Annotated in this window: 18 protein-coding genes; 8 read left to right on the top strand and 10 right to left on the bottom strand. The window is 63.0% G+C overall.

Annotation, left to right across the window (positions count from 1 at the left end; translation table 11 throughout):
- Positions 1–22: 22 nt before the first annotated feature.
- Entirely contained in the window at positions 23–3,262 is a 3,240-nt protein-coding gene (locus SC1_RS10260) for an amidohydrolase family protein (protein ID WP_062183924.1), read from the bottom strand.
- A 136-nt stretch (positions 3,263–3,398) separates the two neighbouring features.
- Here SC1_RS10260 and SC1_RS10255 point away from each other — a divergent pair, with 136 nt between their 5' ends.
- From SC1_RS10255 to SC1_RS10240, 4 genes are all read left to right on the top strand, one after another.
- A complete protein-coding gene (locus SC1_RS10255) occupies positions 3,399–4,577 on the top strand; it encodes a CaiB/BaiF CoA-transferase family protein (protein ID WP_062180995.1) in 1,179 nt (392 codons plus the stop codon).
- A 74-nt stretch (positions 4,578–4,651) separates the two neighbouring features.
- Positions 4,652–5,527 carry a glutathione-dependent disulfide-bond oxidoreductase gene (gene yghU / locus SC1_RS10250; protein WP_062180992.1) on the top strand — a complete coding sequence of 292 codons (876 nt, stop codon included), beginning with the start codon at positions 4,652–4,654 and terminating at the stop codon, positions 5,525–5,527.
- A 214-nt stretch (positions 5,528–5,741) separates the two neighbouring features.
- Positions 5,742–6,935 (top strand): acyl-CoA dehydrogenase family protein, encoded by a 1,194-nt coding sequence (locus tag SC1_RS10245; protein WP_062180989.1) that lies wholly within the window; start codon positions 5,742–5,744, stop codon positions 6,933–6,935.
- Positions 6,936–7,038: 103 nt separating this feature from the next.
- Positions 7,039–8,178, top strand: coding sequence for an acyl-CoA dehydrogenase family protein (locus SC1_RS10240; RefSeq protein WP_062180985.1), 1,140 nt, complete (start codon positions 7,039–7,041; stop codon positions 8,176–8,178).
- Positions 8,179–8,663: 485 nt separating this feature from the next.
- Here the strand turns inward: SC1_RS10240 and SC1_RS10235 are convergent, their stop codons facing one another.
- The 5 genes from SC1_RS10235 to SC1_RS10215 form a co-directional block, all read right to left on the bottom strand.
- Entirely contained in the window at positions 8,664–11,171 is a 2,508-nt protein-coding gene (locus tag SC1_RS10235) for a TonB-dependent receptor (RefSeq protein ID WP_062180982.1), read from the bottom strand.
- A gap of 2 nt (positions 11,172–11,173) precedes the next feature.
- Positions 11,174–12,103 (bottom strand): FecR domain-containing protein, encoded by a 930-nt coding sequence (locus tag SC1_RS10230; protein WP_062180979.1) that lies wholly within the window; start codon positions 12,101–12,103, stop codon positions 11,174–11,176.
- A complete protein-coding gene (locus tag SC1_RS10225) occupies positions 12,093–12,614 on the bottom strand; it encodes an RNA polymerase sigma factor (RefSeq protein WP_062183922.1) in 522 nt (173 codons plus the stop codon). Before SC1_RS10225 ends, SC1_RS10230 begins: the two co-directional genes overlap by 11 nt.
- 237 nt (positions 12,615–12,851) lie before the next feature.
- On the bottom strand, positions 12,852–16,067 hold the full coding sequence (locus tag SC1_RS10220) for an autotransporter outer membrane beta-barrel domain-containing protein (protein ID WP_062180976.1): 3,216 nt from the start codon (positions 16,065–16,067) through the stop codon (positions 12,852–12,854).
- A 104-nt stretch (positions 16,068–16,171) separates the two neighbouring features.
- On the bottom strand, positions 16,172–17,023 hold the full coding sequence (locus SC1_RS10215) for a class I SAM-dependent methyltransferase (protein ID WP_062180973.1): 852 nt from the start codon (positions 17,021–17,023) through the stop codon (positions 16,172–16,174).
- A gap of 150 nt (positions 17,024–17,173) precedes the next feature.
- Between SC1_RS10215 and SC1_RS10210 the strand changes: the two genes are divergently transcribed.
- The 4 genes from SC1_RS10210 (at position 17,174) to SC1_RS10195 (ending at position 21,398) form a co-directional block, all read left to right on the top strand.
- Positions 17,174–18,145: a glucokinase gene (locus tag SC1_RS10210; protein WP_062180970.1), complete on the top strand. Its 972-nt coding sequence runs from the start codon at positions 17,174–17,176 to the stop codon at positions 18,143–18,145.
- A gap of 74 nt (positions 18,146–18,219) precedes the next feature.
- Positions 18,220–18,960, top strand: coding sequence for a gamma-glutamyl-gamma-aminobutyrate hydrolase family protein (locus tag SC1_RS10205; RefSeq protein WP_062180967.1), 741 nt, complete (start codon positions 18,220–18,222; stop codon positions 18,958–18,960).
- Positions 18,961–19,065: 105 nt separating this feature from the next.
- The gene (locus SC1_RS10200) at positions 19,066–20,439 is read left to right on the top strand and encodes an aspartate aminotransferase family protein (RefSeq protein ID WP_062180964.1); all 1,374 of its coding nucleotides are present in this window, start codon (positions 19,066–19,068) and stop codon (positions 20,437–20,439) included.
- A gap of 20 nt (positions 20,440–20,459) precedes the next feature.
- Positions 20,460–21,398 carry a DUF808 domain-containing protein gene (locus tag SC1_RS10195; RefSeq protein WP_062180961.1) on the top strand — a complete coding sequence of 313 codons (939 nt, stop codon included), beginning with the start codon at positions 20,460–20,462 and terminating at the stop codon, positions 21,396–21,398.
- A 90-nt stretch (positions 21,399–21,488) separates the two neighbouring features.
- Here the strand turns inward: SC1_RS10195 and SC1_RS10190 are convergent, their stop codons facing one another.
- The 4 genes from SC1_RS10190 to SC1_RS10175 are packed head-to-tail and all read right to left on the bottom strand — an operon-like array spanning position 21,489 to position 25,499.
- Entirely contained in the window at positions 21,489–22,619 is a 1,131-nt protein-coding gene (locus SC1_RS10190; protein ID WP_062180958.1) for an ABC transporter ATP-binding protein, read from the bottom strand.
- Positions 22,620–22,621: 2 nt separating this feature from the next.
- Positions 22,622–23,464 carry an ABC transporter permease gene (locus tag SC1_RS10185; protein WP_062180957.1) on the bottom strand — a complete coding sequence of 281 codons (843 nt, stop codon included), beginning with the start codon at positions 23,462–23,464 and terminating at the stop codon, positions 22,622–22,624.
- Positions 23,464–24,369, bottom strand: coding sequence for an ABC transporter permease (locus SC1_RS10180; protein ID WP_062180954.1), 906 nt, complete (start codon positions 24,367–24,369; stop codon positions 23,464–23,466). Before SC1_RS10180 ends, SC1_RS10185 begins: the two co-directional genes overlap by 1 nt.
- A 23-nt stretch (positions 24,370–24,392) precedes the next feature.
- Positions 24,393–25,499 carry a PotD/PotF family extracellular solute-binding protein gene (locus SC1_RS10175; protein WP_062180951.1) on the bottom strand — a complete coding sequence of 369 codons (1,107 nt, stop codon included), beginning with the start codon at positions 25,497–25,499 and terminating at the stop codon, positions 24,393–24,395.
- Positions 25,500–25,572 lie beyond the last annotated feature (73 nt).

Below are 25,572 nucleotides of genomic sequence, written 5' to 3'. Positions count from 1 at the left end.
GCCGCTCGATTTGGACGCGGGTTCAGGGCTTGTCGGCTTCCCACCAATAAGGATGGCGCTTGCGGTTGCCTGTCTCGGCCTCGTTCATCGTCAGCGGATCATAGAGCCGTCCGCCGAGCATCACGCGGTGAATCTGTTCGGTATTGCGGATGTTCTCGGTGGGATCGGCATCGAGAATCAGCAGGTCGGCAAGTTTGCCGGCCTCGAGCGACCCGAGATCCTTGGCATAGCCGAGCGAGGTTGCAGGCATGATCGTCGCGGCGCGGAGCGCATCGATGTTGCTCCAGCCGCCGCGTACGAACGACCAGATTTCCCAATGGGCGCCAAGACCCGATTGCTGGCCGTGCGCGCCGATCGACACCATACGGCCCGTCGCTGCGATCTTACCCGCCTCCCGCGCCGAATCATCGTCGACATAATCGCTTTCCGGCGCGATCACGCGGCGTTTGTTGTTCGCGGCGAGTTCGGTCGGCGGGGCGTGGCGCGACAGGATCGGATGCTCCCACACGTTGGTGTGCGCGCGCCAATAGGGGTCGCCCGCCGGGCCGCCATAGGTGACAACAAGCGTCGGGGTGTAATCGACCTGGGTCTGCCCCCACAGTTGCACCAGATCCTTGTAAAAGACATGGAGCGGAACATTATGTTCGACGGTCGAATTGCCGTCCTGGATCAGCGTCACGTCCTGCGTGAACAGCGAGCCGCCCTCCGGCACGACGGTCATCCCTTCGACCTGTGCTGCTTTCACCACCATCTGGCGCTGGTCGCGGCGCGGCTGGTTATAGTTTTTGACGCTATGCGCACCCTGTGCCTTCAGGCGGCGAACATGCGCGAGCGCGTCGTCATAGCCGTCGATCTCGGCGTAGATGCCCGCCGCTTTCGCCCCATAAATGACCTCACCGGTCGAGAAGATACGCGGCGCGAGGATCAGACCGGCGCGCTGCATTTCGGACGAGACAAAGATTTCCGACGCACGCGACGAGGGATTGTGACTGGTGGTCGTCCCCATCGCGAGATTGACGATCTCCGACCAGTTCTGCTGCGGCACCAGTTCGTCGTCGCCGTGCGAGCCGTGTGCGTGGGCGTCGACGAAGCCCGGAACGATCGTCTTGCCGGTCGCATCGACGGTCACAGCGCCAGCAGGAACGGTGATCGCGCCCGCCGCGCCGACTGCAGTGATGCGGTCGCCGTCGATGACGATCGCGCCATTCTCGATGACGCCTCCGTCCTTGTCGGCCATCGTCACGATCTTGGCGCCCGTGATGACGACGACGCCCTTATGCTTTGACGCCGCCTGCGTCATCGACAGCGATACGCCATCGGTCGGCGGGGTGAACTTCGGCGCCTTGTCATCGGCGGGAGCATTGGTGAAGAGGCTGGCGAGGTCGGCGCTGAACAGCGTCGCGCCGCGGCTCCAGTGCAGGCGGCGGCCGCCGTCGGACCAGTGCGTATATTCGGCGCCGCTGCCGCTGACGCGCGTGACGGGCAGCGCACCGCTCTTGGTCCCGAGCGACACGTCCTGACCGCCGGGCATAAGCGGAGTGACGTAGGCGTCGTAATTCTGCCGGAACGCCAGTGTCCGGCCGTCGGGCGAGATTTCATAGTCGCTGACAAGTTCGCCATTGGCATGGACACGTTTGTCCTGCCCGTGGAGGTCAGTGCTGACGAGCTGGCTTTTGCCGTCGGCGGCGGTGACCATGAAGACGCGGTCGCTGGCGGACGCGAACTGCGGCTTGGCGCCGTCGTTGCTGATCCGTTCGGCGTTGCCGCCGCTAGCGGCGATGCGGTACACGCCGGGGTCTTCGCTCCAGCGCGCCGAGGTCAGTCCGCCGCTACCGCGCCGTTCGAACACGATCGTCTTGCCGTCGGGCGAGAAGCGCGGCTCGGCATAATGGCCGGGTGTCGCGGTGAGCTTGCGCGAGCTGCCGCCGCCCGCACCGATGACGTGGATTTCGCCCATGCCGCCATCGGTCCAGCGCACGAAGACGAGCGACTTGCCATCCCGCGACCAGCTTGGCCACAATTCCATTGCGTCGTCCTTCGCGCCGGTCAGTCGCCGCGCGCTGCCGCCGGTAGCGGGCTTGACCCACAGCTTGCCGAGCGTTTCGAACACGACGCTGCGCCCATCGGGCGAAACTTCGGCCCAGCGCGGCATCTTCGTCGCAAAGCTGTCGGGCGCGACTTCGACCGCCGGATGCGTCGCATCGACGATGGTGCGGTCGTCGCTGACGCTGAACGGGACGATGCGCGCCTCGCCGCCGGCGCCGCTTACGCGGCGCAGCTTGCCGCCTGCCCAGAAGACGATGTCGCTGCTATCGGGCGTCCATGCCATGTTCGGATAGACGCCCGTCACCGCCCAGGTTTCCTGCACGTCCTGGTCGAGCGCGTCATAGACCTTCTTTTCGGCGCCGGAGGCCAGGTCCTTCACATAAAGTTTCGATTGCGTCCCTTCGCGGCGGACGAAGGCAAGGCGCTTGCCATCGGGCGAGGGGGTCGGGCGGACCGCTCCGCCGGGACCCGATGCCGCGGTACTGATCTCGCCATCTTCCAGGCTGTAGCGTTCGATGTGGAAAAGGTCGGTGTTGCTGTCCTGTGCATATTCGAAGATCGGGCCCGGAGTGACGTTGCGCGTGTAGAACACGCTCTTGCCGTCGGCGGCGAAGATCGGCTCGCCAAGCTCCTTCTGGTGGCGCTCGTTCGGCTTTTTGACCAGCGGCACGCCGGCGCCGCCCGAGACATGATACATCCAAACCTCGCCGGTGCCGAGCGAGCGGCCCGTCGTGAAATGCTTCTTCGCAACGATGAACTGGCCGTCGGGGCTCCAGCTCGGTTGATTGAGCAGACGGAAATCTTCTTTCGAAATCTGCTTCTTGTCGCTGCCGTCGCGGTTCATCAGCCAGATATTGTCGCCGCCCGCGCGGTCGGAGACGAACGCGATGCGTTTGCCGTCGGGCGAGAAGCGCGGTTGATGTTCATAGGCGAGTCCCTCGGCGATGCGCGTCGGCGTCCCGCCCTCGATCGGCATCGTATAAATGTCGCCGAGCAGGTCGAACGCGATCGTGCGGCCGTCGGGCGCGACGTCGACGTTCATCCAGCTACCTTCGTCGACCGCAAGCTGGACCTTGCGGGTTGTCAGGCCTGGAGGGGCGTTGACGTCCCATTTTTCGGGCTTCGCCTCTGCTGTGGGAGCTGGGGGCGCGGTTTGCGCCCAGACCGAGGTCGAACAAGCCAAAGTCGCCGCGAGAGCGAGAGCGAAGCGCGTCATAAACATCCCCTGTTGAAACTTTCGTATACCATATGGCGCAGGCGCGAACATGCAAGCGACAGGTTTCGACGAAGAACTGGCAGCGTCGACGAGTGGCTGCTAGCCCGGACCAAAGAAATCATCGGGAGAGCAAGGCGTGCCGCTAACGGGGATCAGGGTACTCGACTTCGGACGCTATATTGCGGGCCCCTATTGTGCGGCATTGCTTGCGGACTATGGCGCCGACGTCATCCGCATCGAGGCGCCCGGCGGCAATGACGACCGCTATACTGTGCCTGTCGCCGAGGATGGTTCGGGGGCTATGTTCATGCAAATGAACCGCGCCAAGCGCTGCCTGACGCTGAAACCCGGAAGCGCCGAAGGGCGCGAGATTGTTCGCCGCCTTGTCGAAACGGCCGATGTCGTGATTGCCAACCTGCCGCACGACGCGCTGACCAAATTGGGGCTTGACCATGACAGCCTGTCCGCGATCAACCCGCGCATCATTCTGGCGACCGCTTCGGCATTCGGCAGCGAGGGCCCGCTTGCAAGCCGCGTGGGCTTTGATGCGGTGGGGCAGGCGATGTCGGGAACGGTTCACCTCACCGGTACGCCCGATCAACCGTACCGCGCGCAGGTCAATTATGTCGATTTCGGCACGGCGCTCCACTGTGCCTTTGGTGTGATGCTCGCGCTGCGCGAGCGCGAGGTGACGGGGAAGGGGCAATGTGTCTCCGGGTCGTTGCTCGGAACCGCGCTTGCCATGTCGAATGCGCTCACGATCGACCATGCGCTGAACGGTATCGAGCGTCAGCCGATCGGGAATCGCAGCTTCAGTTCGGGACCTACCGACGTGTTCCGAACGCGCGATGGCTGGATTATCACGCAGATCGTCGGCTCGGGGATCTTCGCGCGCTGGGCCGAACTGGTCGGGCGGCCCGAACTGGTCGATGACCCGCTCTATGCCAGTGACATTTTGCGCGGTGACAATGGCGAGGAACTAAGCGCGATCATGCAGCGCTGGTGTATCGAGCGGACGAGCGAAGAGGCGATCGCCGAGCTTGCTGCAGGCCGCGTGCCCGCAGCGCCCGTGCTGCGCGCGGGCGAGGCGCTCGCGCAGCCGCAGGTTGCGGCAATGGGATTGGTTGAGCCGGTCGACTATCCAGGCGCGGCGGGCGCGGTGCCGGTTATCCGTGCGCCGATCAATCTTTCGGAAAGTAGCAAAAGTGCCGCGCAGCGTGCGCCGCAAGTCGGCGAGCATAGCGACGCGATCCTTTCGGAACTCGGTTATGATGCCCAAGCCATTTCGGCTTTGCGGGGGGCAAAGATTATTTGAGCGGGGAAGGGTGGACAAACGACGATCGCCAATTAAATTACCGATCAGTATAAAAATCAGCCCAGGAGTTCTCCATGACCGACAATAACGAATATGTGCCCCCGAAAGTCTGGACCTGGGACAAGGAGAGCGGTGGGCGCTTCGCCAATATCAACCGCCCGATCGCGGGGCCGACCCATGACAAGGAGCTGCCGATCGGCAAGCATCCGCTCCAGCTTTATTCGCTCGGCACGCCCAATGGCGTGAAGGTGACGGTGATGCTCGAGGAATTGCTCGAGGCGGGGCACAGCGGCGCCGAATATGACGCCTGGCTGATCAAGATCGGCGACGGCGACCAGTTTTCGAGCGGCTTCGTCGACGCCAATCCGAACAGCAAGATTCCCGCGCTCGTTGATCGCAGCGGCGCAGAACCGATCCGCGTCTTTGAATCGGGCGCGATCCTGATCCATTTGGCTGAGAAATTTGGCGCCTTCCTGCCGACCGAGACCGCCAAGCGCGCCGAAGTCCTGTCGTGGCTGATGTGGCAGATGGGTAGCACGCCGTTCCTCGGCGGCGGCTTTGGCCATTTCTATGCCTATGCCCCGACGAAGCAGGAATATCCGATCAATCGCTATGCGATGGAAGTGAAGCGGCAACTGGACGTACTCGACCGGCGCCTTGCGGAGAGCGAATATCTGGGCGGCGGCGACTATTCGATCGCCGACATGGCGGTATGGCCCTGGTACGGCGCACTGGCGAAGGGGCTGGTCTATGAAGCGGGCGAGTTTCTCGAAGTCGAGAGCTACAAAAATGTCCAGCGCTGGACCGACCAGATCGCGACACGGCCCGCGGTAAAGCGTGGGCGGATGGTCAACCGCGTGATGGGCGATCCCGCAAGCCAACTTCACGAACGCCATGACGCATCGGATTTCGAACTGCGCACGCAGGACAAGTTGCAGGACGCCGAATAGACTGAAGTCCCGACGGAATAGACACGACGGCGCCGGGTTTCCCCGGCGCCGTTTTCATTTGGGGCGGGCGCCGCGCGGCGCGCCCGCATAAGCTGGACAAGCCGCGCCGTTCGGCGCAATCATCGGGATAAGGCCAGTTGCAAGTCGCAACTTGCCGTTTACGTAAAGGTGAGCGCCCATTATAAGGTCGCCATTGCCCAATGGGAGATTCGTGATGGACATGGAATTCAGCCCCGAAGATCTCGCCTTCCAACAGGAAGTGCGCGACTTCATCGCCGAAAATTACCCCGCCGAACTGCGCGGGAAGCAGGATGAAGGCGAGGAGCTGTCCAAGGAAGACTTCCTCGTCTGGCACAAGATTTTGCACAAGAAGGGCTGGATCGCGCCCGCTTGGCCGGTCGAATATGGCGGCACCGGCTGGACGCCGACGCAGCGTTTCATTTGGTCCGAAGAAACCGCGCGCGCCGACTGTATCCGCTTGATGCCCTTCGGCCTCGCGATGGTCGGCCCCGTGATCTACACCTTTGGCACGCCCGAACAGAAAGCCCATTTCCTGCCCCGCATCCTGTCGGGTGAGGATTGGTGGTGTCAGGGCTATTCGGAACCCGGTTCGGGCTCCGACCTTGCGAGCCTTCGCACCGCTGCGGTGCCTGACGGCGACGACTATATCGTCAACGGGCAAAAGACCTGGACGACGTTGGCGCAGCACGCCGACTGGGGCTTTTTCCTTGTCCGCACTGACAAGGAAGCGAAGCAGCAGGAAGGCATCAGCTTTCTTCTCATTGACATGAAATCGCCCGGCATCACCGTGCGCCCGATCATCACGCTGGGCGGCGAGCATGAAGTCAACGAAGTCTGGCTCGAAGATGTTCGCGTGCCGCAGTCGCAGCGCGTCTATGAGGAAAACAAGGGCTGGACCTGCGCCAAATTCCTCCTCGCGCACGAACGCACCGGCATCGCCGGTGTCGCGGCGTCGAAGCGCGGGATCGAAAAGGTGAAGGCGATCGCCCGCACCGAACTCGACGGTGACAAGCCCTTGCTCGCCAACGCCTTCTTCAAGCGCAAGGTCGCCGATCTCGAAGTCGATCTCGCCGCGCTCGAATTCACCGAATTGCGCAGCCTTGCGGGTCCGAACGCCAATCGCGGACCGGGACCGGAATCGAGCCTGCTCAAGATCAAGGGTTCGGAAATCCAGCAGCGTCTTACCGAACTCACGTTGGAAGCCGTCGGCCATTATGGCGCGCCTTACTTCCGCGGCTTTGGTGAGGGTGACAATGAGCATCCGATCGGGCCGGACTATGCGCACCGCGCCGCGCCGACCTATTTCAACACGCGCAAGACGACGATCTATGGCGGGTCGAACGAGATTCAGCGCAACATCATCGCAAAGATGGTTCTGGGGCTTTGAATGCGTCGCCCCCGCGAAAGCGGGGGCCGCAGTCGGCCGGACTCAGCTCCGCAATATAAACCTACAGCGGCTCCTGCCTATGCGGGGGCGACGGGGATAAAAAATGGATTTCACCTACACCGAAACGCAGGACATGATCCGCGACACGCTCGCCCGTTTCCTTGGCGATACCTATGACTTCGAAACGCGCCAGAAGTTCATCAACAGCGATAGCGGGCGTGACCCGGCAATCTGGACCGCGCTGGCGCAGGAACTGGGTATGCTCGGCGCATCCTTTGCCGAAGACCATGGCGGCCTTGGCGGCGGCGCGCTCGAAAATGCGATCATCATGGAAGAACTCGGCAAGGTCATTGCGATCGAGCCCTATCTTCCGACCGTCGTCATCGCGGGCGGCGCGCTCAAGGCTGTTGGCGGCGCGCAGGCCGATGCGGTCATCCCCGAGATTATCGCAGGCAACGCGATCATCGCCTTTGCCTACGCTGAACCGCAGGGCCGGTATGACCTCGCGAACCTGCGCACCACCGCAAAGAAAGACGGCGCGGGCTATGTGCTGAACGGGCACAAGGGCGTCGTCTATGCGGCCCCCTGGGCGACGCATCTGCTCGTCACCGCACGCACCGGCGGCAACGCACGCGACCGTGACGGCGTCTCGCTGTTCCTGATCGACGCCAATCTTCCCGGCATCGTGCGCCGCGACTATCCGACCGTCGACGGCAACCGCGCGTCAGAAATTTATTTCGAGAATGTCGCGATCCCCGGCGATGCGCTGCTGGGCGCCGAAGGCGGCAGCCTGCCGCTGATCGAACAGATCGTCGATGAAGCAACCGTCGCGGTGTGCGCCGAAGCCACGGGCGTGATGCAGAAGCTGCACGAAGGCACGCTGGAATATACGCAGCAGCGCAAGCAGTTCGGCGTGCCGATCGCGAAGTTTCAGGTGCTGCAGCACCGCATGGTCGACATGTTCATGGAGGTCGAGCAGGCGCGCTCTATGACGATCATGGGGACGCTGAAGCTTGGCCTGCCTGCGAACGAGCGGATGGCGGCGGTATCGGCAGCGAAAGCCAAGGTTGCGCGCGGCGCCAATTTCGTCGGGCAAAATGCGATCCAGACGCATGGCGGCATCGGCATCACGCAGGAACTCGCGATCGGCCATTATTTCAAGCGCGCGACGATGATCGAAAGCCAGTTCGGCACCGTCGATCACCATATGGATCGTTACGAACGGATCGCGCTGGCGGACTGACGCGGCAACCTTTTTGAAACGGTTGCGACGCGGGTGACCGGTCGATGGAGGCTTTCGACCGGAAACCACCCTATCTTTCATCGTCACCCCGGACTTGATCCGGGGTCCCGATTGAAGTCGAAATCAGTGAGCGCGTCAAAAAAGCGGGATCCCGGATCAAGTCCGGGATGACGAAAGGCGGGTGACTGAACGACAACTTCCCACGCCAAAGCAGACATGGCCTTCAAATAGGTCTTTCCTACATTATCCGGCCGTGCCAGCCTTCATCCGGCTCTTTCATTCGGTGAACAAAAAAGCGGTCGCTGCCCGGCTTGCCGGTGCAACCATGATCGGACGTGCCGCGCACATCCAGCACTCCGCGATTTGCAAATCGGGGCGCTCACAGGGCTGAACTTTCCTGAACTTTGGCGCCGATCCGATCCGAATCCAGCCGGGCGATGTCCAAAGAGGGTAACGGCAGCTCCCCACCCCAGTGCGGACGTACGCTAATAAGCGACGTCAATCGCGATCCTAAGGGTACGTGGGCGTAGCGGGGTGAGGAAGCCCTCATTCCCCTCGACGAAGGGCGTTCCAAGCGAGAAGCGATTCCCGCGCGAATCGAACAAATTGGTCAGCGTCAGCGATAGGCCCCGGCGTGCGTTGCCGACGCGCATCGCAAGGCCGGTGTCGATATAGTCGCCTTGGCTTTCGCCCAATATCGGCCCGATACCCAGCCGCGACGGGCCGATATAATTGGCCCACCCGTTTACACGGAAATCCTCGTCACCGATCATCGTGGCATAGTTGACCGATCCGCGTACCGCATGGCTTGCGACATTGGGAATGCGGCCGAGGCGCGCAGGCGCAGCATCGAATACCGGCAGAATCTGGGGCGAAAGATCGTCGACGCGGCTGTGGTTATAGACCGCGCCGAGTTCGAAGGTCAGCGCGCTTGTCGGCCGCATCGCTACCGCGCCCGACAGACTGGTAATGCGGCCGTCGCCGATATTTGCGGTGGTCGGGAAACCGGTACTGTCGATGAAGTCGGCCTGGATGTTGCGCCAGCGGCTGTGTGAGATCGAGATGCTGGCGTCGAGCAGGCTCTGCCCCTTGTCGCCGAAACGCATGCCGGCTTCCCATGTACGAACCTGGTCGTTGAGGAAGCGGCGGACAAAATTGCCATCGACCGCAAGCCCGCCCGGACGAAATCCTTCCTGATAGCGCGCATAGAGTCGGACATTGCGCAGCGGCGTCGCGAGCAGCGAGAAGGACGGAAGCAGGTCTGTCTCGTTGCGCGACGCGGTCGTGGCGCGATTCGCCTGTGCCAACGCAAAGGACACGCCCTCGGCCTCGCCGCCCAGCCGCGCGTGCGACAGGCGAAGGCCGCCCGACGCGATCAGGTCGGGCATCACTTCCACCGTCGCTTCGGCATAGCCCGTAAATTCGGTGATCCTGTTGGTCACGCCGGGGAGGGTCGCGCGGAGCGGGCCATAGGCATATTCACGATCCTGCCGCGCGCGATTGTCGATGAAGCTGGCGCCGACGACCCAGCCCAGCCCCTCATTATACGGCCGCGAGAGACGGTTTTCGCTGACGAACATCCGTGTCGCATTGTGCTGGTCGAGCACGCGCGGAACATTATTGAGCGGGATGACCTGAATCGGCGCGAACAGGCGTTCGACATCGACCGTCCCGACCGATGGAGGGGCGGGCAGGCCCCCGTTGGACGCGTCGGTTCCTTGCCGTGCCTCAGGAAGGCTGGCGTCAAAACGTTCGAACAACCGGTGGTCGATATAGGCGTTCGACGACTGGAAATGCAGGTCGTCCCAATCCTTCATCACGACGATCGTACCCATGCCGTAGCGCGCGGTCGCATTTTGCTCGACCATCGAGGCGCGCGTCAGCGGCGGGCCATTCTTGTCGGCATATTGGGCATCGTCGGATGTGATCGCCTGATAGACGCCCCCCAGATCGACCGTCCAATCGTCGCCCGCTTCGATACGAAAGGTGCCGCGCCCACCGCGCACATGGACGCGGTTGACGTCATTCTGTCCGCGAAGCGGATTGTCGATATAGCCGCCGTCGGTGAGCATATAGCCGACGAGGCGCAGGGCATGGCCATTCTCGCTGACCGGGATATTGGCGATCGCGGCGATGTCGCCGCCGGGGTCGCCGTGCTGGGTGATCGACACGCCTGCAATCGCCTGCACCGTCATCTCGCGCGGATCGGGTGCCTTTGGCACGACGCGGATGATGCCGCCGAGCGATCCGGCGCCATAGAGCGTGCCCTGCGGTCCTTCGAGGATCTCGACATTGTCGATGTCGTAAAGGCGAAGATCCGGATCGGGTGCGTTATAACTGAGGCGGATATCTCCGAGATACTGGCCGACGGTCGACTGCGTCGGTCCGGTGAAGCTCGAATCGGCGATGCCGCGAATGAACAGCTTGTTGCGCCCCGAACCCAAATGGGTCGAAGAGACGGTTGCGGTGCGCGAGAGGATCGAATCCATCCCGCGTTCGCCGCCAAACGCCAAATCGCCGCCATCCAATTTGGTGACGACGCCGGCGAAATGCGTAAGGGGCAGGTCGGTCTTTGACGCGGTGACGATGATTTCGTCCCGCGCCGCCGCAACCACGTCTTGAGAGGGCTCGCGCGCCCGCGGCTGCAGCGCTTGTCGCGGTGCCGGAGCAACCCTCGCGGTGCGGGTCGGGGCCGGGCGCCGTTCGATGCGCCAACTTGTCGCGCTGACCCGAACGGCGCGCGCATCGGAGCCGTCGAGCAGGCGCTGGATCGCCTTTTCGACGCTCATCCGTCCGCGCACCGGCTTGACGCGCGCCTGCCAGAGCTTCGCATCCACGACGCTGATGCTGACTCCGGCCTGCCGGCTGATCACCGGAAGGACTGTCGACAAGCTTCCCTTGGGGACGTCGAACGCGCGCTCCTCCGCCGCCAGCGCCTGCGCGGGCAGGCACAGCGCAATCGCTGCTGCGGCAAGGGAAAGGCGCGGATGCATGGTCAGCGGGTCAATATCCAGCCTTCGCCCTGCCGCTCGGCCCGTGTACCCGACAAAGCGGCGAGGTCGGCGATCGTGCGGCTCCGGTTCTTGTCGATGATCAGCGCGCCGCGGAACGACAGGTCGGCCGCCTCGGGTGCGATGCTCACCTGCATGCCGGCGGTGCGTTTCAGATCTTCGGCGACGACCGCGAGCGGGGTGCCATTGTAAACGAGCAGCCCGCTGCGCCAACCGCCGATGCTGGCGACATCGACATCCCGAACAACCGGCGGCTGGCGGTCGCCGTCGCGCGCCTCGATACCCTTGCCAGCGACCAGCCGGACCTTGTCGCGATCGGGGTTATAGAGGACGATGCCTTCGGACACCGCGACCGATGTCTGACGATCGCGCCGCACGACGTTGAAGGCGGTCCCGAGGTCGACGATCCGGGCATCACCCGTTTCGACCACGAACGGATCATTGTCGCGGTGGACCACATGGAACATGGCTTCGCCCGATTCCAGCCGGGCAAAGCGCGGGCGGTCCTTGTCGATCTCGACCACCGATGCGCCATTGATCTCGATCCTTGAACCGTCGTCTAGTGCGATCGTGCGATGTTCGCCCGCCGCAGTCTCGATCCGGTTCTCGTTCCCGAACGGATTGAGGCTCGACAGGCTGACCGCGCCGACGAGTGCTGCCGCCATCGCGCCGCCGAACCAGGCACGCCGCGACGGACGACGCGGCGCGTCGGGTACGATCACGACCGAAGCCGGGGGCGCAGCGGGCAGGGCGTCGAGATCGCGGTCGAGACTCGCGATGCTCTCGTAGATCGCGTTGTGCGCGGGATTCTCGGCAAGCCAGTCGGCAAAGCCGTCCCAGTCATCGAACAGGGGGTCGCGTTGGCGGATCAGCCATTCGATCGCGCGTGCTTCGGCGTTCGTGTCAGCTTGCATCGAACTGCCTCCGTATTACGGCAAGCGCCGCATAAACCTTACGCAGATCGGCTTCGACGGTGCTCAGGCTGACCCCCATTTCACTGGCGATGTCGCGTTGATTATGGCCGTCGACGCGGAAACGGCGGAAGATGCGGGCGGGTCGATCGCCGGTGGCGGTGATGGCCGCCTCGACGAGCGTGAGCTGCTCGCGCGAGATCAGCGACGCCTCGGTCGAGGGACTTTGCACGGCAGAAGCCTCTCCCCAGGCCTTGTCGCGCAGGTCGCTCTGACGCGCCGAGCGATATCGGTCGAGCATCAGATTGTTCGCGGCGCGCATGACATAGGGCAGGGGGTCGGCGATGGGGCCGGTCTTCCGGTCGGTGAGCCGCATCCACAGATCCTGAAACAGGTCCTCGGCGCCGTCCCCGGCACCGCGAAGTTCCAGAAAGCGGACGATCCTGTCCCGGTTGGCGAGCAATACGCCTTCGATGCCCTGGACGGCGTCGGTTCGGTCACGCGGCTCGGTCATTTCGGGTTGCTTGCTTTGGAACGCCATCTTCTGTCGGTAAGCGCCATTCTGCCTTGCGCCATACGTCCCCCTGATGACCGTGTCATATAGCGTCCATGATCCGCCGCGCAACTGCGGTGCCTGGAAAGAGAGGGCGGACTGTACAAGCATCTGTTTCTTTGTTTCTTTATCCCAAGGCAAGGGGGAAGCGTGGGTAGGGGTTACGCTTCCCCCTTGCGGGCGGGGCCGGCCGGGGGGCTAGAGGCCGACCCGCAGACTCGCACGGAACGCCCAGCCGATGTGGCTTTGCTGTTCTTCCGCGGACACTTCGCCAGCGACCTGAAAGGCCGAATTGCCGGCGATGCCACGGAACCGGCCGACCCAGCCGCTCGTGCGATCATCAGGAACAAGAGTGAAGGGCGTGCCGTTCTTGAACGACGCCGTCGTCGCGCCCAGCGTGCCGCTGACGATCTGGCGGCGGCCACCTTCGAGTTCGAAGCGCGTCCAGCCGTCATATTCGTCCGCCCCGCCGAAATCGAGACCGATGGCGACCGTGCCCGACACAGCAAGTTCGTCGCTGTCGCGGCCCAACACCTTAAGGTCGAGCGCGTCGCCGCCGCCGGTTTCCTGATAGCCGTCTTCCTTCAGCTTGAAGTAGTCGACGGCGACCATCGGGCGGAAGCTCAGGCCGCCGACGCGGGTGTCATAGGCAACCGATCCTGAGGCCGACCACAGGGTGGCGTCCCACTTGCCCTTCATCGTCTTTTCGATGTCCTCGGCGCCGGCTTCGGCGCGGAAGATGCGCGTACCTTTCAGGCTGACCGGCGCACCCGAAACGCGGGCGTTCGCCATGAAGCCGTCGGAGCGCAGGCGCCAATGCAGCGCGCCTTCGAACTGGCTGGTGCTGACTTCGTTGGCGTTGCTGCCGTTGCCGTCCTTGCCATTGAGAAACGCGATCGAGCCACCGAAGTTACCCAGATTGGTCTTGATTTCGGCGCCGCCCGAGATGCCCCAGCCGCTGACGTCATAGCTTGCGGTGTTGCCGACGCCCTTCGACGTGCCCCACACCGCCTGGTTGACCCAATAGCCCCATTTGCCTTCGTCCTGGTACGGCGCATTGGGGTCCTGCAGATAGCGCGACAGTGCGCGCGAGCCCGAGGTGACGGTTTCGAAGACGCCGCCTTCATGTTCGGGAAGCATCTGGCCGAGCTGGTTGTGGAACTGCTCACCGTCGGTGATGCCGAGGAAGACGCCTTCGACCTTCTTATCGGCGACCACGGCGTCAAGAACCGCGTCGAACGCGCCGGCTTCGGAGCGATTGAGCCCGAGTTCGGTCGTGCTCTTGCGCGACACGTCGACGATCAACTGCGTGGCGTTCGAGGTCAACGTACCCTTGTACAGGAAGGGCATTAACGTCTGCGATGCGGTCAGGTTGTTCGCCCCGGTCAGCGAACCGGCGGTAAGAACAATATGCTGGCCCTCCGCCTTTTCGATGCTCGACAGCTTGAGCGCGAGCTTCGATTCGGCGCCGAAGCTGGCGTTGCCGCTGACCTGAAGGTTGGTGCCCGTCGTGCCGGTGTCGAGCATGACGCCGAGCGTACCCTTGTCGGTAATGGCGAGCGACGAAATCGTCGCGGCGCCGCCGACGTCGAAGGTGCCGCCCGCGACCGAAACTGCAAGCCCCTGGGAATTGGCGAGCGTACCGGAGAACATCGAGGTGCCGCCGATTGTCAGCGCATCGGTGCCGCCGCCAAAGTCTGCGAGGCCCGTGAACTTCGAGGTTCCGGCGAGCGTCATCGTATCGTTGCCGGCGCCAAAGCGGGCGTTGCCGGCGTAGGTAGCATCACCCGACAGCGCGAGCTTGTTGTTGCCGGCTCCGAAAAAGCTGTTGCCCTTCACCGAACCGTCGGCGATGTCGAAAACGTCGTTGCCGCTGCCGAAGCGAACGTCGCCAACGATGCTGGGTGCGGCGATACCTGCGGCAACCGCGGTCTGCTTGACGGTCGCGCCATTGTTGTTCGCCGAAAGATCGATTGCGATGTTGCGATCCGACGTGGCGAGCGCACCCGTCGCGCTGATCGTGCCGCTGTTTTCGACCGTGCCAACCTTGCCCGACAGATCGACGATGGCGCGTGCCGTGCCATTGTCGCCGCCGGTCTTCGCCGTGATCGAACCGCTATTTCGGATCAGCGGAACGTCGCCGCCGGCCTCGACCAGAACTGCGGTTGCGACCGCGCCCGCCGCATTGCCGCCGGTCGTGGCTTCGATCTTGCCCGCGTTGCGGATTTCGGGCGTCGTCGCGCCGCTACCGATGCGGATCGCGGTTGCAGCGGTGTCCTTCGACAGCGCGGTGACGCTGCCGGTGGAGCCGATGCCGATGCCGCCCGCGATCGTCACCGCGCCGCCGAGGCCGCCGATCTGGATCGCGTTGCCGTCCTTGCCGGCATAGAGGCCGTTGCCGAGTACTGCGCCGTCGATGATGAAGCCGAGACCGGTGCCGGTTCCGGGGACCGCGCCGATCGTGACCGCGCGGTCGGCCGAACCGATACGAATTGCGGCGGCCGAACCGAAGGAGCGCACAACGGCGTTGCCTTCCTTGTCGTCGTCGATGCCGTCCTTGTCTTCATCCTTGTCGTCGGGCTTCGTGTCCTTCGGTGCGACAGCGAGGATGATTCCGCCCGTCACATTGCCTTCGACCGATAGCGCGTTACCGCCGACGAGCAAATCGTCGGCGTCGAGCTTCGAAGGGTCGGCGGGCGGCGTCGTGAAGCGATAACCGGTCGAGGTAAGATTGCCCTGGACGACCAGCGAGCCGGTGACATTGCCGGCAAGCCGGGCGCCGATCGCGTCAACGCCCTGTACGCCGATCGTTCCGGCGAGGCGGACATTGCCGGTAACGTCTTGCAGGCCCACGCCAAGCGCGCGGTCGCCGACAACGGCGATCGTGCCGTTGTTGATGAAATTGCCCGTCAGCGGACCGCCGAGGCGAATACCGGCGGAATTATTGCCCTCGATCGAGATGGCGCCGGAGTTGACGATATTGCCCGAGAAGGCACCGGCGGTCGCGATGCCGACGCGGTTGCTGCCGATCGCGAAAGCACCGTCAAGGTCGCCGTCATTGTCGATGTCGGTCGGGGCATAGGTCTCGCCGATGGTGATCTTGCCGCTCGCGCTGTTGGTGATGCCGCCCGTCGTGCCGGCGTTCGCCAGAATGCCCGTGGCGCCATCGACGTTGCTGAACTCGATCGTGCCTTCGTTGACGACCTTGTGGTTGCTGTCGATGGTGACTGCGGGACCGGTAACCGTCGGCTTGATCGAGCCTGCCGCGACGATCTTGATGTCGTCGGCCGCACCCGACTTGATCGTCGACGTCCGCACCGGTGCCGTGGTGGCGGTGCTGATCGTCGTTTCGGCATGAGCGGCGGTCGAAAGAAGGGTGGCCAGACAGGTGGAGGCCAGCAGGGTCTTGCGCATCGGGTTCCTCTTGTGATCGGGGGCCGGAATGTCTTCCCGGCGACAACCACAAGACGGAACGGTGTCGGCGCAGCCTTGGAAAAAAATGCTCTGACGGCTGGCCTTCAGTTATGCGCGGTCACGATCCACGCGGCGCCATCGATTTGAACCGATGTTTCGCCGGGACGTTTGGCGAAGGCCGCGCGGACGGCATCCGCCGCGCGGGCGCGAATGTCGTCGGGCTGATCGGCCAGCGCGCGCGACAACGGACCAACCTGAAACGCCATGTCGAGCGCATCGTCGATCGCGCCCTCGCGCGTCGCGCCGCGGCCATAGGCGAGGGTCGTATCGAACGGCGCAACATCGATCGCGGCAAAGCCTGCCGCAGCAAGGATATCGGCGACCCTCTGCCGGTCGCCAAAGGCAAAGGGACCGGGGGCATTCGGGTCGGTCGGCGCGGGTTCCACGATGTCGCGGATCGCCGCCATCGGCAGGCGCACCCAGTCATTCTCCTGCGCACCGCGCCAGCAGACGAAGGCGAGCCTTCCGCCCGGTTTCAGCGCGCCTCGCATATGTGTGAACGCTGCGACAGGATCGTCGAAGAACATTACGCCGAAGCGCGAGAAGAGGAGGTCGAAACCTGCCGCGGGCAGCGGCGCGGTGGCGGCGTCGGCGCAGCGAAATTCGACGGGTGCTCCCGCAGGAGACGCGGCGCGTGCTATCTCGACAAGCTGCTGCGAGATGTCGACGCCGAGGACATGCCCGTCGGTTCCTGCTTTTTCCGCCAGCGGAAAGGTCGATGTGCCCGAACCGCAGCCGATGTCGAGAATATGTTCGCCGGGTTGCGCATTGGCGGCAGCGAGCGCGGCATTGCCGAAATCTTCCAGCATCAGATCGAGCCGCGCCAGATTGGCGGCCCAGCGCATTCCGCTATCGCCGTTCCAGTCATGCGTCGGGAGGGGCGGGGTGTCGGGCATCGGAAGACCTCTCTATTGCGAATGAATCGCAACTACACGCGCGAAGCGGAAAGGGCAAGGGCGCGCGCATAGCTATGCCTTGTTGCATCGCTCCCGCCCATGCGACATTCCAAGGTATGGACCGGCATGCTGGACCGGCAAGGGAGAGTCATGAGCGAACAGATCGTCACCGTGGACATCGGCGGCACACATGCGCGCTTTGCGATCGCCGAGATCGAAGGCGGCCGTGTCCTGTCGCTTGGAGAGGCCACGACGCTGCACACCAAGGATCATGCAAGCTTTCAGACCGCCTGGCAGGATTTCGGGCGTCAGCAGGGCGGCGTTCTGCCGCGCGCGGTCGCCATCGCAATTGCCGGGCCGACGCGCGGCGACATCATACGCTTCACCAACAACCCGTGGATCATCCGCCCCGCGCTGGTGAACGAGAAGCTGGACGTCGATCGCTACGTCCTGGTCAATGATTTCGAGGCGGTGGGGCATGCGGTCGCACAAGCCGATACGCGCTATTTCGAACGCCTGACGGGCCCCGACGAACCCTTGCCCGAAAGCGGCACGATCAGCGTCATCGGCCCAGGGACTGGCCTAGGCGTCGCACACATCTGGCGTGATGGCGCGAGTTACCGGGTTCAGGCCACCGAGGGCGGGCATATCGACTTCGCGCCGCTCGACAGCATCGAGGACGCGATCCTTGCGCGGCTGCGCAAACGCCATCGCCGCGTGTCGATCGAGCGGATCGTGTCGGGGCCCGGCATCGTCGATATCTATGAAACGCTCGCCGCGCTCGAAGGCCGCGCGATCCCGCGGCTCGACGACAAAGCGATCTGGACCAATGCGCTGAGCGGCGATGATAGCCTTGCCGCCGCGGCGGTCGATCGTTTCTGCTTGTCGCTGGGCAGCGTATCGGGCGATCTTGCGTTGGCACAGGGCGCGAGCGGCGTCGTTATAGCGGGCGGGCTTGGTCTGCGCATTCGCGACAGCCTGGTACGTTCGGGTTTTCCGGAACGCTTTATCGAAAAGGGGCGGTTTGAGGGCTTTATGTCGGCGCTGCCGGTCAAGTTGATCACGCATCCGCAGCCCGGTCTGTTCGGCGCGGCTGCGGCTTTTGCCCGCCAGCACGGCTGACGCAAATATCGCTGGCATCCAGCCGAGAAAATCGGCAGCAAGGAATCATCGCTTCCTGAAGGATTTCGCGCCAAGTGTCCGCCCGTCCCGTCCTCGGCATCATTGCCTGCAACCGGCAGGTCGGCGCCGAATATGCGCAGGCGGTAATGAACCGCTATGCCAAGGCGGCGATGCGCCATGCCGACTGCGCCGCGCTGCTGATCCCTTCGCTGCCGGATTATATGCGCGCCGATGAAATCGTCGGGCGGCTGGACGGCGTTTTGCTCACCGGGTCGCCTTCGAACGTCGAACCGGCGCGTTATGGCGAGGAGGATGCGGGCGAAGGGCCGTTCGATCCTGATCGCGACCGCATGATGCGTGATCTGGTCGAAGCGGTCATCGCGGCACAGCGCCCGCTGTTCGGCATCTGCCGCGGGTTTCAGGATATCAATGTCGCGCTCGGCGGGACGCTGCGCCGCGACACGGCGACGAACGGCGAATTGCTGCGGCATCATACGCCCGACGGCACGCTGTTCGACGCGATGTTCGATCATCGCCATCATGTCGACCTTGTCGAGGGCGGAATGCTCGCGTCGGCCTATGGTGCGGCGTCGCTCGACGTGAATTCGGTGCACTATCAGGGCGTCGGTCGCCTCGCAGACGGTCTGTCCATCGAGGCGCGCGCGCCTGACGGCCTGGTCGAGGCGTTCAGCGCGCGGCCGAACGGCGCGCCCCTGCTTGCCGTTCAATGGCATCCCGAATGGGCGGTCGACGGCAATGAACAAAGCCAGACCTATTTTCGCCTGCTCGGTCAGGCATTGCGGGGCGCGCTGTGAACCGCCGCGTCACCCGTTACGACCGCTATCTCGCGCGGCTCTGCTTTTCGCCCTGATTCTCCGGATCCGGTTTCCTTCCGTTTCCAGACAATCAGGAGTTTTAGAATGCCCCGCAATCACGACATCGCCGAACTGCGCCGCCTCGACGTCGCGCACCATTTGCCCGCTCAGGCCGACTGGGCCGAAATCGAAAAGCTTGGTGGCAGCCGCATCATCACCCATGCCGAGGGCTGCTATATCCACGACGGCGACGGCCACCGCATCCTTGACGGCATGGCGGGCCTCTGGTGCGTCAACATAGGCTATGGCCGCGAGGAACTGGTCGAGGCAGCGGCAGCGCAGATGCGCGAGCTGCCTTTTTACAATACCTTCTTCAAGACCGCGACGCCGCCGACGGTGACCCTCGCGGCGAAGATCGCCTCGCTCACCGGCAACCGTCTGCCGCACATCTTCTTCAACGCGTCTGGCAGTGAAGCCAATGATACGGTTTTCCGCATGGTGCGCCACTATTGGAAGCTGAAGGGCGAACCCAATCGTACCGTCTTCATCAGCCGCTGGAACGCCTATCATGGCTCGACCGTCGCGGGCGTGTCGCTTGGGGGCATGAAGGCGATGCACGCGCAGGGTGATTTGCCGATCCCCGGCGTCGAACATGTGCGCCAGCCCTATAGCTTCGGCGAAGGGCAGGGGATGACCGAGGAGGAGTTCTGCGACGCCTGCGTTCAGGCGATCGAGGACAAGATCCTTGAGGTCGGGCCGGAAAATTGTGCCGCCTTTATCGGCGAGCCGGTTCAGGGTGCTGGAGGTGTCATCATCCCGCCCAAGGGCTATTGGCCCAAGGTTGAGGCGGTTGCGCGGAAATATGGCCTGCTCATTGTCGCCGACGAGGTGATTTGCGGGTTCGGGCGCACCGGCAAGATGTGGGGCCACGAGACGATGGGCTTCACTCCCGACCTAATGCCGATGGCGAAGGGGCTGTCGTCGGGCTATCTCCCGATTTCGGCGACCGCGGTTGCGGCGCATGTCGTGGAGGTGCTCAAGACCGGCGGCGATTTCGTCCATGGCTTCACCTATTCGGGCCACCCCGTCGCGGCTGCGGTCGCGCTCAAGAATATCGAGATCATCGAACGTGAAGGGCTGGTCGAACGCACCGGTAGCATCACCGGCCCGCATCTCGCCAAGGCTTTGGCGACGCTGAACGATCATCCGCTCGTCGGTGAGACGCGCTCGGTCGGACTGCTCGGCGCGGTCGAGATCGTCGCTGACAAGGAAACGCGTGCACGCTTCGGCGGTGCGGAAGGGACGGCAGGACCGATGGCGCGTGATGCGTGCATCGCGAACGGCCTGATGGTGCGTGGCATCCGCGACAGCCTGGTTATGTGCCCGCCGCTAATCATCACCACCGAACAGATTGACGAGATGGTTGCCATCATCCGCAAATCGCTCGATGAGGTGATGCCAAAGCTCCAAGCGCTCTAAACAGGAAAGACCAAACCCCTATGCCCTCCGGCCTTTTTGCCCTGCTCGACGATATTGCGACGATCGCCAAGGTCGCCGCCGCGAGCATCGACGATATCGGCGCCGCAGCGTCGAAGGCCGGGGTCAAGGCGGCGGGGGTCGTCGTCGACGATACCGCCGTGACGCCGCGCTATGTCACCGGCTTTACCCCGGATCGCGAACTACCGATCATCTGGCGGATCACCAAGGGGTCGATCTTCAACAAGCTGGTGCTGATCCTGCCTGCGCTGCTTTTGCTGTCGGCGGTCGCACAATGGGCGATCACGCCGCTGTTGATGATCGGCGGCGCCTATCTCTGCTTCGAGGGGGCGGAGAAGGTTCTCCACGCGTTGCAGAAGGACAAGACGAGCCTCGCCGAAGACGCCGAGATCGTCGCGGACAAGGATCATGAAGAGGCGATGGTGAAGGGCGCTGTGCGCACCGACTTCATCTTGTCCGCCGAAATCATGGTGATCGCGCTCAACGAAGTGCTCGACGAGCATTTTGCGATGCGCGCCGCGACGCTCGCGGTCGTCGCCGTCGCGATCACCATTGCGGTTTACGGCGTCGTCGGACTGATCGTGAAGATGGACGACATCGGGCTGCACATGGCGAAGGAGGGCAACAGCGCCCGCCGCGCGGTCGGACGCGGACTGGTTGCGTTCATGCCAAAGCTGTTGTCGGCGCTGGCACTGATCGGGACCGCTGCAATGCTGTGGGTCGGCGGACAGATTTTCCTTCACGGGCTCGACGAATATCATATCGGCAGTATCGGGCACGGACTGCATGATTTCGCGCATAGCGTCGCTGGCGGCCTGCCGGGCGCGGGTGTGTGGGAGTGGCTGATCAATGCCGGCGGCGCGGGCGTGTTCGGATTGTTGCTCGGCGGCGTGATCGTCGGTGTGCTGCACCTGCTGCCGGGGAAGAAGGCGGCCCATTAATTTCATCATTGCGAGCGAAGCGAAGCAATCCAGAGCGGCGTAATCCGTACTGGATTGCTTCGCTTCGCTCGCAATGACTGCTTGGGGAGGTTACCCCAGCAGCACCACCGGGCTATCGGCGCGCCAGTGCATGCTGACCTTGTCGTCCCAGGTGAAATCTTCCTGATCGTGGCGCGACAGATTGGGGCGCGAGACGCGGATGCGCGCGCCGGTTTCCAGCTCGATCTCGAACAGGGTGATATCGCCGAGATAGGACATGCCCTTGATCTTGCCGCGCGCGAAATTGTATCCGTCGGGGGCATCCTGCGCCGCCGCCTTGACCGCCTTGCCTTCGCCCGGGACGTGAAGATAGATTTTCTCGGGGCGCAGCGCGACCCAGACATCGGCGCCATGCGGGCCGGTGACGCCGTGGTTGAGGTATACCTTGCCAAGGCCCGGACAATCGACCGCCGCCTTGTCGGGTTGATCGAGGGTCAGCTTGCCTTCGAAGATATTTACCGATCCCACGAAATCGGCAACGAAGCGGTTTGCAGGATATTCGTAGAGGTCGGACGGCGTCGCGAGTTGCGACACCTCACCCTTGTTGATCACCGCGATGCGGCACGCCATCGATAGCGCCTCGTCCTGATCGTGCGTCACCGTGACAAAGGTGATGCCGACCTTTTCCTGCAATTCGCTGAGCTCGAACTGCATCTGTGCGCGCAGCTTTGCGTCGAGGGCCGACAGCGGTTCGTCGAGCAGCAATACCTTGGGCCGCATCACAAGGCTGCGCGCGAGCGCGACACGTTGCCTTTGTCCGCCCGACATCTGGTCAGGCATGCGCGTCTCAAAGCCGCCGAGCTTGACCAGTTCGAGCGCCTCAGCGACGCGGTCCTTGATCTCGCCGCCCTTTACCCCCGCGATCTTGAGACCATAAGCAACATTGTCGGCAACACTCATGTGCGGAAAGACGGCGTAGCTCTGGAACACCATGTTCACCGGGCGCTTGTTCGGTGGGATGCCCGCCATGTCCTGACCATCGATCAGGATGCGCCCTTCGGTCGGCAGCTCGAATCCGGCGATCATCCGCAGCAATGTCGTCTTGCCGCAACCCGACGGGCCGAGCAGGACGAAGAATTCGCCCGCATTGATATCGAGGCTGACATTGTCGACCGCGGTCACCTTGCCGAAGCGTTTCGAGACATTCTGGATCTGGATGATGGGGCGTGCGGTTTCGGTCATGGTCAATGGGTTTCCGCAATGGCTTTCACGCCCTGGAGCTTGAGCGCGATGAATGTCAGGGCGACGGTCAGGATGATGAGCAGGGTCGAGGCCGCGTTGACCTCTGGCGTCACCGAGAAGCGGACCATCGAATAGACTTTCACCGGGAAGGTGATCGTGTCGGGACCGCTGGTGAAATAGGTGATGACGAAATCGTCGAGGCTGAGCGTGAAGGAGAGGAGCGCGCCCGCGACAAGTGCGGGTTTGATGTGCGGGATCAGCACGTCGCGGAACACTTGCCACTCGCTGGCGCCCAGATCCTTTGCCGCTTCCTCCTGCTCACGGTTGAAGGTTGCGAGGCGCGAGCGCACGACCATCGTCACGAAGGGAAAGCAGAAGGTGATATGTGCGATCGTGATCGCGCCGAGGTTGAACGGCCAGATCAAGTCCGTCGGCCAGTTGACCGCGGCGAAGAACATCAGGAAAGCGACTCCGAGGCAGATTTCGGGAACGATGATCGGCAGCGAGATCGTGCCGTCGATCGCGCCTTTCAACGGGAAACGGAAGCGCCAAAGCATAACCGCTGCGACCGCGCCGAGCACAAGGCTGACGATCGTCGCGAGCGCCGCGATCGTCAGCGAATTGATCAGCGCCTCGACCAGTTGGTCGTTGCCAAGCGCTTTCTCATAATATTTGGTGGTGAAACCACGCCACACGACGTTACGCTTGCTGTCGTTGAAGCTGAAGATCATCAGCACGACGAGCGGCGCGTAAAGGAAGACCATCACAGCGCCGACCCACAAGCGCATCCAGAGGGTGCGGCTATATTCGAGCGGTGCGATCGGGGTGCGGGCGAAGAGGGCCATCAGCGGACCTCCGGCACTTTTCTGCGCATCGACTGGATCGCAATCAGCGCGAACATCGCATAGATGAGCAGGAAGGAGAGGGCGGCGCCGAAGGGCCAGTCATTCGCTTTCTTGAACTGGCGCTCGATCACGTTGGCGATCATCTGGCTGTCGGTCCCACCCATCAGATCGGGCGTCAGATAGGCGCCGAGCGCGGGGATCAGCGTGATCATTACCCCAGCGATGATGCCCGGTGCCGCGAGCGGAACGACGATGCGCATGATCGTGCGGAAATGCCCGGCGCCAAGATCGAGGCTCGCCTCGATCAGGCTGCGGTCGAGGCGGTCGAGCGCCGCGTAAAGCGGGAGCACCATGAAAGGCAGGTGGACATAGACGAGGCCGAAGACGACCGCGAAATTATTGAAGAGCAGTTGCACCGGTTCCCATGTCGGGAGCGGTTGCAGCCCGACGAGCGTCTTGATCCAGCTCGTTCCCTCCCACAGCGCGCCGAGGCCCTTGTTCGCGAAGCCCTGAGTGCCGAGCAGCATCATCAGCGCATAGGTGCGGATGAGGAGGTTGGTCCAGAAGGGCAGCATGATGCCGAGCAGCAGCCACGGTCGCCATTTCTCGCTGGCAAAGGTGACCGCCATCGCGACGGGGAAGCCGATGATCAGGCAGATCAACGTGACGAGCGCCGCGACGGCGAAGCTTTTGCCGAAAATGGTGAGGTAGAGCCATTCGGTCGCGCGCTTGTAATTTTCGAGCGTGCCCGAAAATTCGATCTCGGTGAGGCCCTTGTTCTCGCCGAAGCTGTAAAGCCAGACGATCGCCATGGGGACCAGGAAGAAGACGATGACCCAGAAGAGCGTCGGCAGCGATACCGCTGCAAAAACCCTCTTGTTCGTTTTCCAATCCTGTTCGGCCACCCCCCGATGCCCCCTTCAGACCCTTAGGCCGCCCGCACCCGTGTGAAGGCTTCTTCGTAAAGCGGCTGCAACTCGGGATTGAAGCGCGCATATTCGCATTTCGCCAGCACCTCGGCGGGCGGGAAGATGACCGGGTTATTCTTGTAGCTGTCCGGCATCAGCGCCTTCGCCGCCGCGTTGGGTGTCGGATAGAGAATCGTCTCGGTGATTTCCTTGTCGACGTTGGCATCGAGGATATAGTTGATGAAGGCGTGGGCATTTTTCGGGTGCGGTGCGCCCTTGGGGATGCACAGATTATCCGAATTGAGCTGGCTGCCTTCCTTCGGCACGACGAAGTCGATGTCGTTGTCCTCGGTCATCGCCTGCGCGATGTCGCCATTATATTCGAGCACCACGTCGACGTCGCCCTTCAGCAACAGGTCCTGCCCGTCATCCTCGTGGAATTTCTTCACATTGGGCTTTTGCTTGATCATCATCTTTTCGATCGTTGCGATGTCCGCGGGGGTCAGCGCGTTGACCGATTTGCCCAGATATTTGCCGTAAAGGCGGAACATGTCGCCGGCCTCCGACAGCCAGGCGATGCGGCCCGCATATTCGGGGCTGTCGAACAGGACTTTCCAACTATCGGGCCGCGCCGACACTTTCGATTTGCGAAAGCCGATGCCGAGCGCGAGCCAGGTATAGGGCATCGAAAACTTGCGCTGCAGGTCATATTCGACGTTGATATAGGCCGGATCGATATTCTTCTTGTTCGGAATTTGCGCATGGTCGAGCGGCATCAACATGCCGGCCTTGCTCATCCGCTCGACAAAGTCGTTCGACGGCACAATCACGTCGTAGCCGGGATTGCCGGCCTTGAACTTCGCAAACAGCACGTCGTTGCTGTCGAACAGGTCCATCGTAACGTCGACGCCCGTCGTTTCCTTGAAATTGTCGAGCGTATTCTCGCCGATATAGGTGTCCCAATTATAGAAGTTCAGCTTGGCTTCCTCGCCGTTCGCGAGCTTCTTGCCTTCGCCCTTGCTGCATGCGGCGAGCCCGCCGAAACTGATCCCGATGGCCGCGACCCCCATCGCCTGGAGCAGCGAACGGCGTCCCCGGGTTTGCTTGATCAGTTCAATCGGATCCATGTGCAGCCTCCCTGTTTGTGACGTCAAGCTGACTCAATAAAGTCGGCTTGGAAAGAGCTTTTTTGCGCTGCAC

The sequence above is a fragment of the Sphingopyxis sp. C-1 genome (assembly GCF_001047015.1).
GTDB lineage: Bacteria > Pseudomonadota > Alphaproteobacteria > Sphingomonadales > Sphingomonadaceae > Sphingopyxis.
This window is presented reverse-complemented; position numbering and strand designations above follow the sequence as displayed.

Excerpts from the sequence above, each read along its gene's own strand:
- SC1_RS10215 (WP_062180973.1), bottom strand. The coding sequence starts at position 17,023 with ATGCCCGACACCCCGCCCCTCCCGACGCATGACTGGAACGGCGATAGC.
- yghU (WP_062180992.1), top strand. The coding sequence starts at position 4,652 with ATGACCGACAATAACGAATATGTGCCCCCGAAAGTCTGGACCTGGGAC.
- SC1_RS10240 (WP_062180985.1), top strand. The coding sequence starts at position 7,039 with ATGGATTTCACCTACACCGAAACGCAGGACATGATCCGCGACACGCTC.
- SC1_RS10220 (WP_062180976.1), bottom strand. The coding sequence starts at position 16,067 with ATGCGCAAGACCCTGCTGGCCTCCACCTGTCTGGCCACCCTTCTTTCG.
- SC1_RS10195 (WP_062180961.1), top strand. The coding sequence starts at position 20,460 with ATGCCCTCCGGCCTTTTTGCCCTGCTCGACGATATTGCGACGATCGCC.
- SC1_RS10210 (WP_062180970.1), top strand. The coding sequence starts at position 17,174 with ATGAGCGAACAGATCGTCACCGTGGACATCGGCGGCACACATGCGCGC.
- SC1_RS10230 (WP_062180979.1), bottom strand. The coding sequence starts at position 12,103 with ATGCAAGCTGACACGAACGCCGAAGCACGCGCGATCGAATGGCTGATC.
- SC1_RS10235 (WP_062180982.1), bottom strand. The coding sequence starts at position 11,171 with ATGCATCCGCGCCTTTCCCTTGCCGCAGCAGCGATTGCGCTGTGCCTG.
- SC1_RS10190 (WP_062180958.1), bottom strand. The coding sequence starts at position 22,619 with ATGACCGAAACCGCACGCCCCATCATCCAGATCCAGAATGTCTCGAAA.
- SC1_RS10175 (WP_062180951.1), bottom strand. The coding sequence starts at position 25,499 with ATGGATCCGATTGAACTGATCAAGCAAACCCGGGGACGCCGTTCGCTG.
- SC1_RS10185 (WP_062180957.1), bottom strand. The coding sequence starts at position 23,464 with ATGGCCCTCTTCGCCCGCACCCCGATCGCACCGCTCGAATATAGCCGC.
- SC1_RS10245 (WP_062180989.1), top strand. The coding sequence starts at position 5,742 with ATGGACATGGAATTCAGCCCCGAAGATCTCGCCTTCCAACAGGAAGTG.
- SC1_RS10200 (WP_062180964.1), top strand. The coding sequence starts at position 19,066 with ATGCCCCGCAATCACGACATCGCCGAACTGCGCCGCCTCGACGTCGCG.
- SC1_RS10225 (WP_062183922.1), bottom strand. The coding sequence starts at position 12,614 with ATGACCGAGCCGCGTGACCGAACCGACGCCGTCCAGGGCATCGAAGGC.
- SC1_RS10260 (WP_062183924.1), bottom strand. The coding sequence starts at position 3,262 with ATGACGCGCTTCGCTCTCGCTCTCGCGGCGACTTTGGCTTGTTCGACC.